A 16,642-nucleotide genomic window follows, 5' to 3' on the forward strand; every position below is an offset into this window, starting at 1 on the left:
GGGCCCGCGGGCGGTGGCGTCCGCGGGCCGGCCGGGCCTTATCGGCTGGGGTTTAGCAGAAGCCGGCGATACCCGACCAGGCGGCGTCGGCTGCTTCGGCGTCGTCGCGCAGGACGGTGGCCTCAATGAGTCCGTACGGGCGGTCGGCCGCGTAGAAGACCTCGTTGGGGTTGTCGAGCCCGAACGGCGAGAGGTCCACGAGGAAGTGGTGCTTGTTGGGCATCGAGAACTTGATTTCCTCGATCTCGCTGTGCGCTTCCAGCACCTTTGCGCCCATGTCGAACAGGGTCTGCTGGAGGGCGTGGGAGTACTTCTCGGTGAATCCTTCAAGCAGGAGGCCCTTGACGTCCTCATAGCTCTTGTTGAAGTCCAGCGAGCTGAAGTCCGTGCCGGACTTGAAGCGCCAGCGGGCCGAGACATCGGTCGCGAGGATGCGGTCCGTGGTCTCCGGCAGGGTGGTGTACTTGTCCTTCGGGTAGCCCACGAAACCGGACTGCGTGGACTTCAGGACGGTCAGGTCCTTGAGTCCGGAGATCAGGTGGGTGGCTGCGCCGTCGCGGACCAGGACGGCGGTGCGGACTTCCTGGCCCTTGCGGACAAAGGAGTGATCGTGCGCGCTGCCGTGCGCCTGGATGCGCTCCCAGGCGTAGGACTCGGCTTCCCAGCGGCCGCCGGTGACCCACTCGAAGCTGGAGGTGAAGTGCTCCCCGAGGCGCAGCAGGAAAGCCTCCGGGGAGCCGACCCCTTCGCGGGCGAAGGCGTAGATGGTGTTCTTCTGGGTGTCGGTGGCCACCACGTGGGCGTTGTCGCCCTCGAGGTGGGCGGCTTCGAAGTCCCCGCGGAGCTGCGAGGTGACGTTCAGGTCCTCGATCTCATGGCGGTCGGTGTCGCGGGTGATCTTGACGACGCGGACTTCGGCCTTGCCGTACTGGTTGTGGCCGAGGACGATCTTGTTGCTCATGGTCTGTTCCCAACTTCCGGTATGTGGAACGAAAGTCCCACATAGAAATTAAGTGCGTGTTTCCCACGCGTTTCCTGTGGCGTCGACCCAAAACAAAAAATGAGCCGACATCAGTTGTGATGCCAGCTCATTACGACCCTGCCTGCTGCTCCCAGGTTACGTGACGTGCGCCACGAATTGCCTTAAAGCGTAGCGCAGCATTCCGGTGGTGTACATCACAAATTCAAAAAACGGATTGTGACCAACGACGGCGGGTGGCGGGGCTGCGGAGGTCTTGACGCGGCGCGGGGCTCATCCGTAAGATTTCACATATCAAAAACTATTTTCCGCTTTGCGAAACTACTGAGCGGATCAGCGCAAGAAACGAGGAGGAACAGATGGACTCGCAGGATAAGAACAACGTCGCGGAATTCCCGGCACCCGGCCAGGAGCTGTACCTGCCGTTCGGCGCCACGGATCCCGACTTTTACATCCCCGCCGACTGCGACCGGCGCTCCGGCGGCCTGTCGCGCTGGCTGCGGGCGCTCCCGGTCTTCGGCCGGAGGGCGTAAGACGCATTATTCGCCGCAGGACGCGCAAATGGTCCGGCGACACCCACATTCGGGTGTCCCCGGACCATTTCCGTGTCGCCGGACAGTTTCTGCGTCCTCAGGCAGTTCCCGGCCACTCCCTGCCTGCCCACGGGTCGTAGTCGGCAATAAGCTCCTCCTGCGGTGGACGCTCCGCGTCCGGGACATGCTGCAAATTCACCCGCACCCGGTACCAAAGCGAGCTCGACCCCCGCATGCCGTCGACCAGCATATCGGCCGGGTGCAGCGCAGGGACGACGTCCGCATGCCGGGACTTCCACTCGTCGAGTGCGGCGAGTGCCTCGGGTTTGGTTCTGGTGCGGGCCACCTCAATGAGTGGCATCACCGACTGGCGGCGGCCGGATCCGTTGCCGGCGCGCGGCGCCTTCTCAGCAGGGCCGAGTTCGGCGGCCAGGACGAGCAGCCCCTCGAGTGAGCCGGCGGCGTCGTCGATCCCGGCATGAGGGTCACCCGCCTCGGCGAACCGCTCCGGCACTGTGAGCACCGTGAACTGTTCCGGCCGGATGAAGCGGACCTCGTCCCAGGTGAGCGGCGTCGAGACCCGGGCGTCGGGCAAGGGCCGCACTGAGTATGCCGAGGCCACGGTGCGGTCCTTCGCGTTCTGGTTGAAGTCGACGAACACGCTCTCGCCGCGCTCCTCCTTCCACCACCGCGCAGTGGCGAGGCCGGGGGCACGGTTTTCGACCTCCCGTGCCAGCGTCTCGGCAGCGAGCCGCACATCTCGGTACTGCCACTGCGGGGCGATGCGCACCAGAATGTGGAGCCCCCGAGAGCCGCTCGTCTTCGGCCACCCGACGAGCCCCACGTCGTCGAGCACCTCCTGCGCGACATAGGCGACGTCAACGATCTGCGACCAGTCGACCCCCGGCATCGGATCCAGGTCCACACGGAGTTCGTCCGGGTGCTCGAGGTCCTCGGCGCGCACCGGATGCGGGTTGAGGTCCAGGCACCCAAGGTTCACCACCCATGCCAGGCCCGCCGCATCCCGGATGACCGCCTCCTCCGCCGACGTCCCCGACGCGTAGTGCAGCGTGGTCGTGTCGATGAACTCGGGGTGGTTATCCGGCACGCGCTTCTGGAAAAACGGCTCCGCGTCGATACCCTTCGGGAAGCGCTTGAGCACCATCGGCCGGCCGCCGGCACCCCGCAGCGCGCCGTCCGCGACCGCCAGGTAGTACCGCACCAGGTCGAGCTTCGTGAGCCCGGGCTCCGGAAACACCACCTTGTCCGGGCTCGAGATGCGGACCTCGGTGCCGGCAATGTCCAGGATCTCGGCCGGCGTCTTCGACGGAGTCATGCCGCCACGCTAGCAGTTGACCGGCCCCGTTTCGATGGTTCCGTGCGCACTCGACATCGCGGAACGTCGTCTGCGCAGGGAACCATCGAAACGGCGGGGCGTCAGCCGTTCACGAGCCGCCGCGCCGCCGCCGAATGCTCCGCCACCAGGCCGGCCACGTCCAGTCCCGGAATCTGCCCGTCCACCACGCGCCACTGGCCGCCCACCATCACGCGGTCCGCGCGGTCGGCGGCGCACAGCAGCAGCGCGGCGAGCGGATCGTGGCTGCCCGAGAACCGCAGGCCGTCCAGCCGGAACAGGGCCAGGTCCGCCTGCAGGCCGGGCGCCAGTTGGCCCAGGTCCGGCCGTCCCAGCACCGCCGCCGACCCGCGAGTGGCCCAGCCCAGCGCCCGCTCCACCGGCACGTGAGCGCCGTAGCGCAGGCGCTGCAGGTACAGCGCCTGCCGCGCCTCGAGAATCATGTTGGAGGCATCGTTCGACGCCGATCCGTCCACTCCCAGCCCCACGGGCACTCCCGCTTCCTCCAGCTCGAGCACGCGGGCGGTGCCGGATGCGAGGCGCATGTTCGACGTCGGGCAGTGGGCGACGGCGGTTCCCGCCGCTCCCAGCCGGGCAATTTCTGCGTCGCTGAAATGGATGCCGTGGCCCAGCCAGGTCCTGTCCGTCAGCCAGCCCACGCTGTCCAGGTAGTCAACGGTGCGCAGGCCGAATGTCTCGAGGCAGAACTGCTCCTCGTCGAGAGTCTCCGCGAGGTGCGTGTGCAGCCGGACATCGTGCCGGTCCGCCACGGCTGCGCTTTCGGCCATGATCTCCTTGGTGACGGAAAACGGCGAGCAGGGCGCCAGCGCAATCTGGATCACGGCGCCATCGCCGCGCTCGTGGTATTCGCGGATCAGCCGTTCGCTGTCGGCCAGCACCACATCCGGTGCCTGCACCGTCGACTGCGGCGGCAGGCCGCCGTCGTCCTCTCCCAAAGTCATGGAGCCGCGGGTCAGCGTGGCCCGCATGCCGAGGCGCCGGACGGCGCCGATTTCGACGTCGACCGCGTTCTCCATCCCCGCGGGGAAAAGGTAGTGGTGGTCGGCGGCGGTGGTGCAGCCGGAGAGCAGCAGTTCGGCGAGGGCCACGGTGGCTGCGAGTTCAAGATCCCGCGGCGTGAGCCTGGCCCAGACCGGGTAAAGGTTCTGCAGCCACGGGAACAGGGGAGCGTTGGCCACCGGACCCCAGGCGCGGGTGAGTGTTTGGTAGAAGTGGTGATGCGTGTTGATCAGGCCGGGCAGCACCACGTGGTTGCCGGCGTCGAAAGTCTGTGCGCAGGGTGCGGAGGGCGTTTGGCCGGCGCCAAGTACCTCCACGATCGTGCCGCCGCTGACCACCAGGCCGCCCGAGGCGTCGAGGCTGTTGGCTGTGAAGGCGGCCAGCGGGTTGCGGATCCAGAGCCGGGACTCGCCGGCCGGCGCCGTTGATGATGACGGAAGGTTGTGGGGCTGGGTCATGAGGTGGTCCTTGTCTGAGCGTGCTGATACTTTCCAGCTCAGTGGTCCTGTCTGCTGATCCAGGGGACACGCTGCCCTATAACATGCACGACCGGTGACATGAACGACCGGGCGGCGAGTCGGCACCAGCGTAGGGCGGGCGCGGGAGGGCGGTCAAGGGAGGCGGATTGTGACCGGCAGCGGTGGACGCCGGACGTGAGCCACCGGTAACACGCATTTCACATTGCGAAATTAAATTTCCAGAAAACTATGGCGCGGGCCACATTCCGGTGCTAATCTCGATTCTGCCAAAGGCGGGCACCCGGACTCCGGGAAGCTATCTACCAGGCGCAACTTAACCTTCAAAAGCACATGCTGAAGCCTGGTAACCGTCGCACTTGGTCCTTCCGTTCCGTCCGCGGGGTACCGGCTTCCACAGCAAAGGGAGTCGCATCATGAGTACCACCGTCACGGCCGAGGCATACCTGGCCAGGTCCATCCAGTTGGCAACCGCCAACGTCCTTAACAGCGGCGGCCCGTTCGGCGCCGTGATCGTCACCGCCGACGGTCAGGCGTTCGACGGCGTCAACAGGGTCACCGCCGACAACGATCCCACCGCCCACGCCGAGGTCACGGCCATTCGCCGCGCCTGCAGCGGTCTTGGCACCTTCGACCTCCGCGGAGCCACCCTCTACAGCAGCTGCGAGCCATGCCCCATGTGCCTGGCCTCGGCGCTGTGGGCCCGCATCGACCGTGTGGTCTTCGCCGCGGACCGGCACGACGCCGCCTCCGTCGGCTTCGACGACGCCGTCTTCTACGAGTACTTCGACAACGAGGACCGGCACGCCCTGATGCCGGTCTCCAAGCTCGAGCTGGGCCACCCCGACGCCCCGGCCATCCTGGAACCGTTCAACACCTGGAACACGCTCGACTCCAGGATTGACTACTAGGGCCCGGTGGCTGAGATGACAATCCTGGACAATACCGCTGAAAAGCAGGCTGCGCTTCTGGGCGCAGGGCAGACAGCGGCACTCGAACAGAGCCCGCAGACCGGCAAAACGCAGCGGGGCAGCGGGCCCAGGCCCCCGGCGTCGAACTCTTTCCTTGACCGCTTCTTTCACATCACCCGGCGCGGTTCCACCGTGGCCCGTGAGGTGCGCGGCGGACTGGTCACGTTTTTCACGATGGCCTACATCGTCATCCTGAATCCGCTGATCCTCGGCGGATTCAGCGCGGACAACGCACCGACGGACGTCGCCGGCGGCTGGCTTTCAGCCGCGCAGGTCGGCGCGGTCACCGGGCTGACCGCCGGCGTCATGACCATCGCGTTCGGCCTGATCGCCAACCTGCCGTTTGGCCTGGCAGCGGGACTGGGCATCAACTCCTTCCTCGCGGTGGCGGTTATTCACGAGGTCACCTGGGCCGAAGCCATGGGCCTGGTGGTCATCAACGGAATCCTGATCGTCCTGTTCGGCGTCACCGGCGCGCGGACCGCCATCTTCCGGGCCGTGCCGAAGGAACTCAAGGCCGCCATCACCGTGGGCATCGGCCTGTTCATCGCCTTCATTGGCTTCGTGGACTCGGGCTTCGTCAAGGCCACCGCCGGCGGGCCGCCGGTCCAGCTCGGCGACAACGGCTCCATCACCTCCATCCCCACCATGGTGTTCATCGTGGGCCTGCTGGTCATGGGCATCCTGGTGGCACGGAAAGTCCAGGGCGGACTGCTCATCGGCATCGTGGCCACCACGGCGCTCGCCGCCGTCGTCGAGGCATTCCTGCACATCGGACCGGCCAGCGAAACCAACCCCGGCGGCTGGCACCTGAACACGCCGGTGCTGTCCGGCCACCTGGTCTCCGCACCGGACCTCGGCCTGGTGGGCCAGTTCGACCTGTTCGGCGCCTTCGGCCGGATCGGCGCCCTGGCCGCGACGATGCTGGTGTTCACGCTCGTGTTCACCAACTTCTTCGACGCCATGGGCACCATGACCGGGCTCGCGAAGAGCGCCGGCGTGGCGCACAAGGACGGCACCTTCCCCCGGCTCAAGTCCGCCTTCATCGTCGAAGGCGTGGGCGCGGTGGTGGGCGGCGCCACGTCCGGTTCCTCCAACACCGTGTACATCGACTCGGCCGCGGGAATCGGTGAGGGAGCGCGCACCGGCCTGGCCTCGGTGGTCACCGGCGCGCTGTTCCTGGGCTCCATGTTCCTCACCCCGCTCACCAGCGTGGTGCCGCTCGAGGTGGCTGCCGCCGCCCTGGTGGTGGTGGGCGCGATGATGATGGCGCAGATCCGCGAGATCAAGTTCACCAAGTTCGCGGTGGCGCTGCCGGCCTTCCTGACCATCGTCACCATGCCGCTGAGCTACTCGATCGCCAACGGGATCGGCGTGGGCTTCGTGTCCTGGGCGGTGATCGGCGCAGCCTCCGGCAAGGCGAAGAAGATCCACCCGCTGATGTGGGTGGTCACGGTGGGCTTCGTGATCTACTTCGCGCGGGGTCCGGTCAGCACACTGCTCGGGGCGTAGGACCCGGCCAGGACGCGGAAACTGCCCCGCGACGCGCAAACGGCCGGAGGACACGGGAATCCGCGCATCCCCGGACCGTTTGCGCGTCGCTCGGCCAGGCCGGCGTCGTACGCTTTCCACCATCAACGATAGGAACGAGAATATGGGCACCATCGCACGGGAAGAGGGAGTGCTGCCATGCTGGATCTGATGCCTTCTCTGGCCGGCTGGCGCCCGGCGGCGTCCGGGGAACGGTGCGCCGTCGCCACCATCATCACCGCCAGCGGCTCCGTGCCGCGCCCGCCCGGAACCTCCATGCTGGTGTCCGAATCGGGGGAGATCCTCGGCAGCCTCTCCGGCGGCTGTGTTGAAGGGGCCGTGGTTGCCTCGGCGCTGGAGGTGATGGCCGACGGCGGCACCCGCCTTGAGGCGTTCGGTTTCAGTCCCGAGGACGCGTTCGCCGTCGGGCTCACCTGCGGCGGTGAGCTGGAGGTCCATATCCAGCCGCTGGACGGCAGTGCCGCCGGGCTTGGGGCCCTCCGGAAGTTCGCCGCCGGGGACCCGGAACGGCCACTGGCGCTGATCCGGCGCATCGACGGCGTGACGCGCAGAGCCGTGACGGGCGGGGCGGCGACCGGCAGCGCATTGGGGGCTGCCGGAACCCGGGGTGTTGTGGCCTCACAGCCGGCTTCCGTCGTCGTGGTTACGGACCCGGGCACCTTTGAGGTTGCGGGATCGGCCGACCTCGCGGCACTGCTGGGGCTGGAGGCTCTGGATCTGGACTCTGACGGCAGGCGGGAAGCGCTCCTGGCGGCGGCGGCCCAGCTCGAACCGCTGCTGCGGGGCGGCAGGACGGGGCTGGTCCGGCTGGCGCCGCCGCAGGGATGCAACGGCATTCCGGAGCGGGGCGCCCACGGTACCGAGGGCGCGGTGACGTGGCCGGAGCCCGTGACCCTGCTGGTGGAGAGCCGTCTGCCGCCGGCCCGGCTGCTGGTGTTCGGCGCCAACGACTTTGGCGCGGCGGTGGTTCCGGCCGCGAAGCTGCTTGGCTACCGCGTCACGCTGTGCGATGCCCGGCCCGCGTTCTCGGCGCAGGAGCGTTTCGCCGCTGCGGACGAGGTGGCCACCGACTGGCCGCACCGGTATCTCGCCACGGAAGCCGCCGCGGGCAGGACCGACTCCCGCACGGTCATCTGCGTCCTCACGCATGACCCCAAGTTCGACATTCCGCTGCTGCAGCAAGCCTTGGAGCTGGACGTTGCGTTCGTCGGCGCCCTGGGCTCGCGCCGCAGCCACCGGCAGCGCATCGACGGGCTCCTCGAGGCCGGCGTGGCACCGGAACGGCTGGCCCGGCTGCATTCGCCGATCGGCCTGGATCTTGGCGCCGTCACACCGGCAGAAGTGGCGGTTTCCATCACCGCGGAGCTGATCGCGGCCCGCACCGGTGCCGCCGCCTGCACTCCATTGCGGGACGGCGCCGGACCCATTCATACCCTTCCCGCCGGCGGGAACGCCGGCACAAAGGCAGCCGGCACTTCCCCGGCATTTAGTAAAGAACAGGCATCCCAGGAGACCGCATGGACATGAACACCATCGAGGCGGTGGTCCGCACCACCGACCCCGCCGACTGGCGCGACGGCGACGCCTGGCTCGCGGGCGGCACCGTCCTCTTTTCCTACGGCAGCACGGCCTTCGGGCCCGAGCCGCTGCGGCGCCTGCTGGATCTCGGCTCTGCCGGCTGGCAGCCCGTGACCGTGACAGCGGACGGCATCGAGCTCGCCGCCACCTGCACCGTCGCCGAGCTGTACGCGCTCCCGGAGAAGCTGGCGGAAGACGGCACGGACTGGCGCGGCCTGGATCTGATCCGGCCCTGCTGCGACTCCTTCGTTGCGTCCTTCAAGGTCTGGAACATGTCCACCGTGGGCGGCAACCTGTGCACATCCCTGCCCGCCGGCCCCATGATCTCGCTGTGCGCCGGACTGGACGGCACGGCCACCATCCTCGGCCCTGGTGGGTCCGGCCGGGAGGTGCCGGTGGCCGACTTCATTACCGGGGACGGGCAAAACGCCCTGGCACCCGGCGAGCTGCTCCGCAGCATCAGCCTGCCGGCGTCGGCCCTGTCCTCCCGGGCGGCGTTCCGCCGCCTCTCGCTGAGCAACCTCGGCAGGTCGGGGGTGCTGCTGATCGGAAGGCTCGACGGCGGCGGCCGGTTCACGCTGACCGTCACCGCCGCCACCAAACGGCCCGTGCAGCTGCGTTTCGCATCGCTGCCCGACGCGCCGGAGCTGGCCGGTGAACTTGAAACCGCCATCCCGGCGGGCCTGTACCACGACGATATCCACGGGCTGCCCGACTGGCGCCGTGACATGACGCACCGCCTGGCCGAGGAAATCCGGGCGGAACTCAGCCTGCCGGTCGGAGCGCTGGCACGGGTTTCCGGTGATTTCTGGCCGCCGCAGCCGCCGCAAAAGACACAGCACACGCAGAGAGGGGCCTGAGCATGGCCATGGAAATCAACGGCGCACCGGTGCAGGCGCAGCCGCGGCCCGGCCAGTGCCTGCGCACGTTCCTCCGGGAGCAGGGCAACTTCGGCGTGAAGAAGGGCTGCGACGGCGGCGACTGCGGCGCGTGCACCGTGCACGTGGACGGCACGCCGGTGCACAGCTGCATCTACCCGGCCGTGCGCGCCGAAGGCCACGCGGTCACCACGATCGAGGGCCTCGCAGCCACGCGGCCGGCCGCCACGGGCGACGGAGCTGACCTGCACCCGGTGCAGCAGCAGTTCCTGGACCGCCAGGGCTTCCAGTGCGGCTTCTGCACCGCGGGCATGGTGATGACGGCGGCCACGTTCGACGACGCCCAGAAGGAAAACCTGCCCCGCAACCTGAAGGGCAACCTGTGCCGCTGCACCGGGTACCGGGCCATCGCGGATGCGGTCTGCGGCCACGAGGGCCACCCGGCTCCGGAAGGCCCCGGCTCGGGAGTTGCCGGCGAGGGGCAGCCCGCCCCGGAGCCCGGCCGGCTGGGTGACGACGTTCCGGCGCCCGCCAGCCGCGCGGTGGTCACGGGGCAGGCACGCTACACGCTGGACGTCCCGGCCGAGGCGCTGCCCGGCCTGCTGCATATGAAGCTCGTACGTTCGCCGCATGCCCACGCCCGGGTCCTGTCCGTCGACACCGCGGCGGCGATGGAGGTGCCGGGAGTCGTGGCCGTGCTCACCGCAGAGGACGCCCCCGAGCAGTTGTACTCCAGCGCCCAGCACGAGCTCTACACCGACGATCCCGACGACACCCGGCTGCTGGACACCGTGGTGAGGTTCCGGGGCCAGCGGGTGGCCGCCGTCGTCGCCGAATCGGTGGCCGCCGCGGAAGCGGGCGTCCGCGCTGTCCGCGTTGAGTACGAGGAACTGCCCGCGGTGTTCAGCCCGCAGGACGCGATCCTGCCGGGCGCCCCCGCCCTGCACGGCGACAAGGACGCGGGCACGGCCCGGATCGCCCGGCCGGAGCGGAACATCGTGGCCGAGCTGCACTCCGAACTCGGCAGCGCCGGCGACGGATTCGCGGCCGCCGACTTCATCCATGAACAGACCTACCGGACCCAGCGCGTCCAGCACGTAGCGCTGGAAACCCACGCCTCCATCGCTTCCGTCGACGACGACGGCCGCCTGCAGGTGCGTACCTCCAGCCAGGTCCCGTTCCTGGTGCGCCGCACGCTCTGCCGCGTGTTCGGGCTGCCGGAGGACCAGGTCCACGTGGTGGCGGGCCGGGTGGGCGGCGGCTTCGGCGGAAAGCAGGAGGTGCTGACGGAGGACATCGCCGCGCTCGCGGCCCTAAAGCTGCGCCGCCCCGTGCAGCTGGAGTTCACCCGGACCGAGCAGTTCACCGCCAGCACCACCAGGCACCCGTTCACCATCAAGCTCAAGGCGGGCGCCAGCAGTGACGGCAGGCTCACGGCGCTGCAGCTGGACGTCGTTACCAACACCGGCGCCTACGGCAACCACGCCCCGGGTGTCATGTTCCACGGCTGCGGCGAATCCCTGGCCGTCTACAAGTGCGCCAACAAGAAGGTGGACGCGGTGGCGGCCTACACGAACACCGTGCCGTCCGGCGCATTCCGCGGCTACGGGCTGAGCCAGACGATCTTCGCCATCGAATCGGCCATCGACGAACTGGCCACGGGCATCGGCATGGACCCGCTGGAGTTCCGCCGCCGCAACATGGTCCGCGAGGGCGACGACATGCTCTCCACCCATTCCGAGCCGGAGGAGGACGTCCATTACGGCAGCTACGGGCTGGACCAGTGCACCCGCCTGGTGCAGGACGCACTGGAACGGGGCCGCGAACGCTACCGGGCCGCCGGCCTCGACGACCTGGGACCGGACTGGGTCACCGGTGAGGGCACGGCGCTGTCCATGATCGACACCGTCCCGCCGCGGGGCCACTTCGCCCATTCCAAGCTCCGGCTCCTGGCTGACGGAACGTACGCCGCCGACGTCGGAACCGCCGAATTCGGCAACGGCACCACCACTGTGCACGCACAGCTGGCGGCGACGGCGCTGTCCACCGTGGCCGCGCGGGTCGCCGTCCGGCAGTCCGACACGGATCTGATCGAGCACGACACCGGTGCCTTCGGCTCGGCCGGCACCGTGGTGGCCGGGAAGGCCACGCTGGCCGCCGCCGAGGAACTGGCCGTCCGGATCCGGGCCTTCGCCGCCGGCGTCCGGCAGATCCAGGCCTCCGGGTGCCTGCTCGACGGCGATGCCGTCGTCTGTGAGGGAACCAGGGTGCCGCTTACTGAACTGTTCGACGCCTCCCGGCGGGCCGGCGTCGAACTTGAGGCCGAGGGGCGCTGGGGCGGAACGCCGCGTTCGGTGGCCTTCAACGTCCACGGTTTCCGCGTGGCCGTGAACACCGGGACCGGTGAGCTGCGGATCCTGCAGAGCGTGCAGGCAGCCGATGCCGGTGTGGTGGTGAACCCGCGGCAGTGCCGGGGCCAGATCGAGGGCGGGATTGCCCAGGCCCTGGGCGCCGCCCTCTACGAGGAGGTGCGGGTGGACGACGCCGGCCGGGTCACCACGGACATCCTCCGGCAGTACCACGTCCCGTCCTTCGCGGACGTGCCGCGCAGCGAGGTGTACTTCGCCAGCACCAACGACGCCCTGGGTCCGCTGGGTGCCAAGTCCATGAGCGAAAGCCCCTTCAATCCCGTGGCGCCCGCGCTGGCCAATGCCATCCGGAATGCCACCGGCGTGCGATTCGCGGAGCTGCCGATCGCCCGGGACAAGATCTACCTGGGCCTGAAGGAGGCGGGACTTGTTCCCGACAGCGTTCCTGCAGGTCCAGGCAATGCGGAGTCACTTTTCGCCCCGTGAACCGCGACGGAGGGCGTGAAGTGACCCCGCGTGGGGTTGGCAACATATAGTCGGGGGATGGAACAGCGCATCTTAGGCAAGACCGGACGGAACGTTTCCGTCGTTGGACTGGGAACCTGGCAGCTCGGCGCGGACTGGGGCAACGTTGACCCGGCGCAGGCCCAGGCCATCCTCGCCGCCTCCGCGGAGGCCGGCGTAACCTTCTTCGACACTGCGGACGTCTACGGGGACGGCCGCAGCGAGCAGGCCATCGGGGCTTTCCTCGCCGAGAACCCGGGCACGGGCATCACGGTGGCCACGAAGATGGGCCGCAGGCTGGAGCAGCGTCCGGAAAACTACAACCTTGCCAACTTCCGCGAGTGGGTGGACCGGTCCCGCCGCAACCTGCAGACCGAAACTTTGGACCTGGTCCAGCTGCACTGCCCGCCCACCGCCGTGTACAGCCGGGCCGAGGTGTACGACGCCCTGGATACCCTGGTGGCCGAGGGTGCCATCCGGAACTACGGCGTCAGCGTCGAGCGAACGGATGAAGCCCTCGAAGCCCTTCTGCACGGGGGCACAGCGTCAGTGCAGCTCATCCTGAACGCCTTCCGGCTCAAGCCGCTGGAGGAGGTGCTCCCCGCTGCGAAGAGCGCCGGGGTGGGCATCATCGCCCGGGTTCCGCTCGCCTCCGGGCTGCTGTCCGGGAAGTACACCAAGGCGACCGTCTTCGCCGAAGACGACCACCGCAACTACAACCGTGCCGGGGACGCCTTTGATGTCGGTGAGACGTTCTCCGGGGTGGACTTCGAGCTGGGGCTCAAGGCCGTGGCTGAGTTCGAACAGCTGGTGCCCGAAGGCTCGGGAACCGCGCAGGCTGCCATCGCGTGGGTCGCCGCGCAGGACGGTGTCACGTCGGTCATTCCCGGTGCCCGTTCCGTGGAGCAGGCCAGGGCCAACGCCGCCGCAGCCGGCACGGTGCTCACGCCGGAATTCGACGAAGGCGTCCGCTGGATCTACGACCACTACTTCCGCGAGGCTGTCCACCCGCGCTGGTAATGACCTCACCGTCGATCGAAGACTTCATTGACCGTCTCGCCGCCGTGGAAACGCCTCCAGGATGCAACAACTTCTTCGACCACTCGGTTCCCGCCAACGCCCTGCGCCGGCAGAACCTGGCCGCCTATCTCGGCGACATGCTGGAGCGGGAACCGAAGGTGCTGCTCGTGGGGGAGGCGCCCGGCTTCCGGGGCATGCGTATTACCGGCGTTCCCTTCACCAACCGCACCATGTTCCAGGGGGCTGCCAACCCCTTCGGTCTGTTCGGTTCCGGGGCGGGGTATGTGCTGCCGCCGGAGGCCGCCGGTGTCGCTGCCGAGCCGACGGCCACGGTGATGTGGGAGGTCCTGGCCGAGCTCGGCTTCCTCCCGTTGCTGTGGAGCGCCTGCCCGTGGCATACCCATGTGCCGGGACAGCCTTTGTCCAACCGCACGCCAACGCGCGCGGAAGCGGTGCTGGGCACCCCGTTCTGGCAGGCCCTCAGCGGGATCTTTCCCATCGAAACCGTGGTAGCCGTGGGGAACGTGGCGCACACCAGCCTCCGCCGCAGTGGCCTGGACGTGCCGAAAATCAGGCACCCGGCCCACGGCGGGCGGGCCCGCTTCAAACATGGGCTGCAGGAGCTTCTCGCGGCGGGGATGGTTCAGTAGGTGCCGGCCGCGCCCGCCGCCGAACTAGTCCAGCAGGTGCAGTTGGTCCGGGGTGTCGAGGTCTTCGCCGCCGGACTGGCCTGAACCGGGTGGCAGAGTGCAGTCCACCAGGTCGATCAGCTGCGGGTTGGCCTGCAGGAAGAGCCTGGCACCGGCGTCGCCACCCGCCGACGCCGCTGCTTCCGCGCGCAGCGTGGCGTCGAGCAGCAGCGGATGGCCGCGCCGGAGCTTCCCGGTGGCGTCCCGGTAAGCGGCGGCCGTCACCCGGCCCGGCCGGTGCGCCCGCAGCAGCCGGGTGACGGTTTCCGCCGTCAGCCCGGGCTGGTCCACGAGCGCCACCAGCACATGGTCTTCCTGGCGCGCACGGTCCAGCCCCGCCCGGAACGAACTGCCCATTCCGCCGGCCCACCCCGGGTTCTCCACCACGGTGTGCCGGGCGAGGTCAGTCCGGCCGCGGACGTCCCCGGCCCCCGCGCCGAGCACCACCACAACTTCCCTGCAGCCGCCGTCGAGCAGTATGTCCGCCAGTACCTCCACGAGGGTTCGTCCCCGGAACGGAAGCAGCGCCTTCGGGCCGTGGCCCAGGCGGGTGCCTGCGCCCGCCGCCAGCAGGACGCCCGTGGTGGACGGAAGTAGGGAAACCATGGTCACCACCTTAGGGGCGCAAAGGCTACCCGGTAGTAGGGGTGGTTCGTCCAGTGAATGGCGGCTAACCTCGGATATGTCGTGTTGGCAATTGGGGGTCGTAATGGCAGCTGCAACGGTGCAGCTGGCGGAAGGAGCGTATATGGCAGGATCATTCGTAATCGAGACGGCGGGCGCAGGACAGTACCGGTTCAGGCTGACAGCTGACGACGGGACCGTGGTTGCGGTTTCGCCCAGCTTTTCCAACATCAAGGCAGTCACCGCCGGAATCACGGCAGTCAGGGAGAGTGCAGCCACAGGCTTCGTCGTCGACCGCCGGCGTCCCTGACCTAACCCAAAAAACCACGACGGCGGCCCCCACCATCAGGTGCGGGCCGCCGTCGTTTTTTGTGCTCCGGTGCTCAGGCGTCGCCGCCGGCTCCTCCTGTTGTTCCCGCCGTGACGTCCAGGAGCTTGTAGCGGTCCATGGCGTACGACGGCGCGCCCTCCTGCACTTCGCCCCTCGCCGCCAGCAATTGGAGGGTTTTGACGACGATGGAGTGGATGTCGTTTTTGAAGAACCGGCGGGCGGCGGCGCGGGTGTCGGAGAAGCCGAAGCCGTCGGCGCCGAGGGTGGCGAACTCGTTCGGGATGAACTGCCGGATCTGGTCCGGGACGGCCTTCATGTAGTCCGACACGGCCACGACGGGGCCCTGGGCGCCTTCGAGCTGTTTGGTGACGAACGGCTGGCGGGCGTCCTTGCCGGGGTTGAGGAAGGCTTCCTCTTCGGCGGCGAGGCCGTCGCGGCGCAGTTCGTTCCAGGAGGTGACGGACCAGACATCGGCGGAGACGCCCCAGTCTTCGGCGAGGATCCGCTGGGCTTCGAGGGCCCAGGGGACGGAGACGCCGGAGGCGAGGATCTGGCTCTTGGGGCCTTCGGTGCTGGCGGCCGCAAGCTTGTAGATGCCCTTGAGGACACCTTCGACGTCGAGGTTTTCCGGTTCGGCGGGCTGGACGATCGGCTCGTTGTAGACCGTGAGGTAGTACATCAGGTTGCGGTCGGCATTGTCTCCGTCGGAGGCTGGCCCGTACATGCGTTCGAGGCCGTCGCGGACGATGTGGCCCATTTCGTAGCCGTAGGCGGGGTCGTAGGTGACCACGGCGGGGTTGGTGGAGGCCAGCAGGGGGGAGTGGCCGTCGGCGTGCTGGAGGCCTTCGCCGGTGAGGGTGGTCCGTCCTGCGGTGGCGCCGATGATGAAGCCGCGGGTCATCTGGTCGGCGGCGGCCCAGAAGGCGTCGCCGGTGCGCTGGAAGCCGAACATGGAGTAGAACACGTAGACCGGGACCAGGGGTACGCCGTGGGTGGCGTAGGCGGTGCCGGCGGCGGTGAAGGCTGCCACGGCGCCGGCTTCGTTGATGCCGGGGTGGATCAGCTGGCCCTGGGCGGATTCCTTGTAGGCCAGGACCAGGTCCCGGTCCACGGACAGGTAGTTCTGGCCGCCCGGGTTGTAAATCTTGGCGGTGGGGAAGAACGCGTCCATGCCGAAGGTCCGCGATTCGTCCGGCACGATGGGGACAATCCGGTGTCCGAACTTCTTGTCGCGGAGCAGGTCCTTGAGCAGGCGGACGAAGGCCATGGTGGTGGCTGCCTGCTGCTTGCCCGAACCGCGCTTGGCGACGTCGAACGTTTTGGCGTCCGGCATTTCCACTGCACCGTGGCCGGGACGGCGTTCGGGTACGGAGCCGCCCAAAGCCTTCCGCCGCTCCAAGAGGTAGGCAATCTCGGGTGCGTCCGGGCCGGGGTGGTAGTACGGCGGGCGGTAGGGATCCTCTTCGAGCCGGGCGTCGGAAATGGGAATCCGGAGGTAATCCCTGAATTCCTTCAGGTCGTCGAGGGTGAGTTTTTTCATCTGGTGGGTGGCGTTGCGGCCTTCGAAGTGCGGTCCGAGGCCGTAGCCCTTGACCGTTTTGGCCAGGATCACGGTGGGTTTGCCCTTGAATTCGGTGGCGGCCTTGTACGCGGCGTAGACCTTGCGGTAGTCGTGCCCGCCGCGCTTGAGGTTCCAGATCTCGTCGTCGGAGAGGTCCGCGACGAGGTCCTTGGTCTGCGGGGTTTTCCCGAAGAAGTGTTCGCG

General features: G+C 68.4%; 13 protein-coding genes and 1 pseudogene. 9 read left to right on the forward strand and 5 right to left on the reverse strand.

The genetic code is table 11. The annotated features are described in order from the left end of the window. Positions 1-52: 52 nt before the first annotated feature. Positions 53-961: a factor-independent urate hydroxylase gene (pucL, locus tag ACFQ50_RS16480; protein ID WP_377996725.1), complete on the reverse strand. Its 909-nt coding sequence runs from the start codon at positions 959-961 to the stop codon at positions 53-55. Between the two features lie 377 nt (positions 962-1,338). Here pucL and ACFQ50_RS16485 point away from each other — a divergent pair, with 377 nt between their 5' ends. Continuing rightward, a complete protein-coding gene (locus ACFQ50_RS16485; protein ID WP_377996726.1) occupies positions 1,339-1,512 on the forward strand; it encodes a hypothetical protein in 174 nt (57 codons plus the stop codon). 97 nt (positions 1,513-1,609) lie between these two features. Here the strand turns inward: ACFQ50_RS16485 and ligD are convergent, their stop codons facing one another. Next, entirely contained in the window at positions 1,610-2,848 is a 1,239-nt protein-coding gene (gene ligD, locus ACFQ50_RS16490; RefSeq protein WP_377996727.1) for a non-homologous end-joining DNA ligase, read from the reverse strand. A 101-nt stretch (positions 2,849-2,949) separates the two neighbouring features. After that, positions 2,950-4,344 carry an 8-oxoguanine deaminase gene (locus ACFQ50_RS16495; RefSeq protein ID WP_377996728.1) on the reverse strand — a complete coding sequence of 465 codons (1,395 nt, stop codon included), beginning with the start codon at positions 4,342-4,344 and terminating at the stop codon, positions 2,950-2,952. A gap of 434 nt (positions 4,345-4,778) precedes the next feature. Between ACFQ50_RS16495 and ACFQ50_RS16500 the strand changes: the two genes are divergently transcribed. The 7 genes from ACFQ50_RS16500 (at position 4,779) to ACFQ50_RS16530 (ending at position 13,883) form a co-directional block, all read left to right on the forward strand. Beyond that, the gene (locus ACFQ50_RS16500) at positions 4,779-5,273 is read left to right on the forward strand and encodes a nucleoside deaminase (protein WP_377996729.1); all 495 of its coding nucleotides are present in this window, start codon (positions 4,779-4,781) and stop codon (positions 5,271-5,273) included. 15 nt (positions 5,274-5,288) lie between these two features. Then, on the forward strand, positions 5,289-6,845 hold the full coding sequence (locus ACFQ50_RS16505; RefSeq protein ID WP_377996736.1) for an NCS2 family permease: 1,557 nt from the start codon (positions 5,289-5,291) through the stop codon (positions 6,843-6,845). 177 nt (positions 6,846-7,022) lie between these two features. Beyond that, positions 7,023-8,411 carry an XdhC family protein gene (locus tag ACFQ50_RS16510; protein ID WP_377996730.1) on the forward strand — a complete coding sequence of 463 codons (1,389 nt, stop codon included), beginning with the start codon at positions 7,023-7,025 and terminating at the stop codon, positions 8,409-8,411. After that, positions 8,402-9,322 carry an FAD binding domain-containing protein gene (locus ACFQ50_RS16515; RefSeq protein WP_377996731.1) on the forward strand — a complete coding sequence of 307 codons (921 nt, stop codon included), beginning with the start codon at positions 8,402-8,404 and terminating at the stop codon, positions 9,320-9,322. The genes ACFQ50_RS16510 and ACFQ50_RS16515 overlap by 10 nt, the downstream gene beginning before the upstream one ends. Positions 9,323-9,324: 2 nt before the next feature. Beyond that, on the forward strand, positions 9,325-12,195 hold the full coding sequence (locus ACFQ50_RS16520; protein ID WP_377996732.1) for a molybdopterin-dependent oxidoreductase: 2,871 nt from the start codon (positions 9,325-9,327) through the stop codon (positions 12,193-12,195). 57 nt (positions 12,196-12,252) lie between these two features. Continuing rightward, positions 12,253-13,233 carry an aldo/keto reductase gene (locus ACFQ50_RS16525; protein ID WP_377996733.1) on the forward strand — a complete coding sequence of 327 codons (981 nt, stop codon included), beginning with the start codon at positions 12,253-12,255 and terminating at the stop codon, positions 13,231-13,233. Further along, positions 13,233-13,883, forward strand: a complete 651-nt coding sequence (locus tag ACFQ50_RS16530; RefSeq protein ID WP_377996734.1) for a uracil-DNA glycosylase — start codon at positions 13,233-13,235, stop codon at positions 13,881-13,883. Before ACFQ50_RS16525 ends, ACFQ50_RS16530 begins: the two co-directional genes overlap by 1 nt. 24 nt (positions 13,884-13,907) lie before the next feature. Here ACFQ50_RS16530 and nboR read toward each other — a convergent pair whose 3' ends face one another. Next, on the reverse strand, positions 13,908-14,528 hold the full coding sequence (gene nboR / locus ACFQ50_RS16535) for a nicotine blue oxidoreductase (RefSeq protein WP_377996735.1): 621 nt from the start codon (positions 14,526-14,528) through the stop codon (positions 13,908-13,910). 142 nt (positions 14,529-14,670) lie between these two features. On the opposite strand from nboR, the gene ACFQ50_RS16540 reads away from it, so the two are divergent. Next, positions 14,671-14,856, forward strand: coding sequence for a YegP family protein (locus ACFQ50_RS16540; RefSeq protein WP_377993398.1), 186 nt, complete (start codon positions 14,671-14,673; stop codon positions 14,854-14,856). Positions 14,857-14,929: 73 nt separating this feature from the next. On the opposite strand, the pseudogene ACFQ50_RS16545 reads toward ACFQ50_RS16540, so the two are convergent. Further along, positions 14,930-16,642: pseudogene (locus ACFQ50_RS16545) on the reverse strand (pyruvate dehydrogenase (acetyl-transferring), homodimeric type); the annotation flags it as partial.

The sequence above is a fragment of the Arthrobacter sp. NPDC056493 genome, from assembly GCF_042795115.1.
Lineage (GTDB): Bacteria > Actinomycetota > Actinomycetes > Actinomycetales > Micrococcaceae > Arthrobacter.

Coding starts and splice junctions, on each gene's coding strand:
- pucL (WP_377996725.1), bottom strand. CDS start 961: ATGAGCAACAAGATCGTCCTCGGCCACAACCAGTACGGCAAGGCCGAA.
- ACFQ50_RS16485 (WP_377996726.1), top strand. CDS start 1,339: ATGGACTCGCAGGATAAGAACAACGTCGCGGAATTCCCGGCACCCGGC.
- ligD (WP_377996727.1), bottom strand. CDS start 2,848: ATGACTCCGTCGAAGACGCCGGCCGAGATCCTGGACATTGCCGGCACC.
- ACFQ50_RS16495 (WP_377996728.1), bottom strand. CDS start 4,344: ATGACCCAGCCCCACAACCTTCCGTCATCATCAACGGCGCCGGCCGGC.
- ACFQ50_RS16500 (WP_377996729.1), top strand. CDS start 4,779: ATGAGTACCACCGTCACGGCCGAGGCATACCTGGCCAGGTCCATCCAG.
- ACFQ50_RS16505 (WP_377996736.1), top strand. CDS start 5,289: ATGACAATCCTGGACAATACCGCTGAAAAGCAGGCTGCGCTTCTGGGC.
- ACFQ50_RS16510 (WP_377996730.1), top strand. CDS start 7,023: ATGCTGGATCTGATGCCTTCTCTGGCCGGCTGGCGCCCGGCGGCGTCC.
- ACFQ50_RS16515 (WP_377996731.1), top strand. CDS start 8,402: ATGGACATGAACACCATCGAGGCGGTGGTCCGCACCACCGACCCCGCC.
- ACFQ50_RS16520 (WP_377996732.1), top strand. CDS start 9,325: ATGGCCATGGAAATCAACGGCGCACCGGTGCAGGCGCAGCCGCGGCCC.
- ACFQ50_RS16525 (WP_377996733.1), top strand. CDS start 12,253: ATGGAACAGCGCATCTTAGGCAAGACCGGACGGAACGTTTCCGTCGTT.
- ACFQ50_RS16530 (WP_377996734.1), top strand. CDS start 13,233: ATGACCTCACCGTCGATCGAAGACTTCATTGACCGTCTCGCCGCCGTG.
- nboR (WP_377996735.1), bottom strand. CDS start 14,528: ATGGTTTCCCTACTTCCGTCCACCACGGGCGTCCTGCTGGCGGCGGGC.
- ACFQ50_RS16540 (WP_377993398.1), top strand. CDS start 14,671: ATGGCAGGATCATTCGTAATCGAGACGGCGGGCGCAGGACAGTACCGG.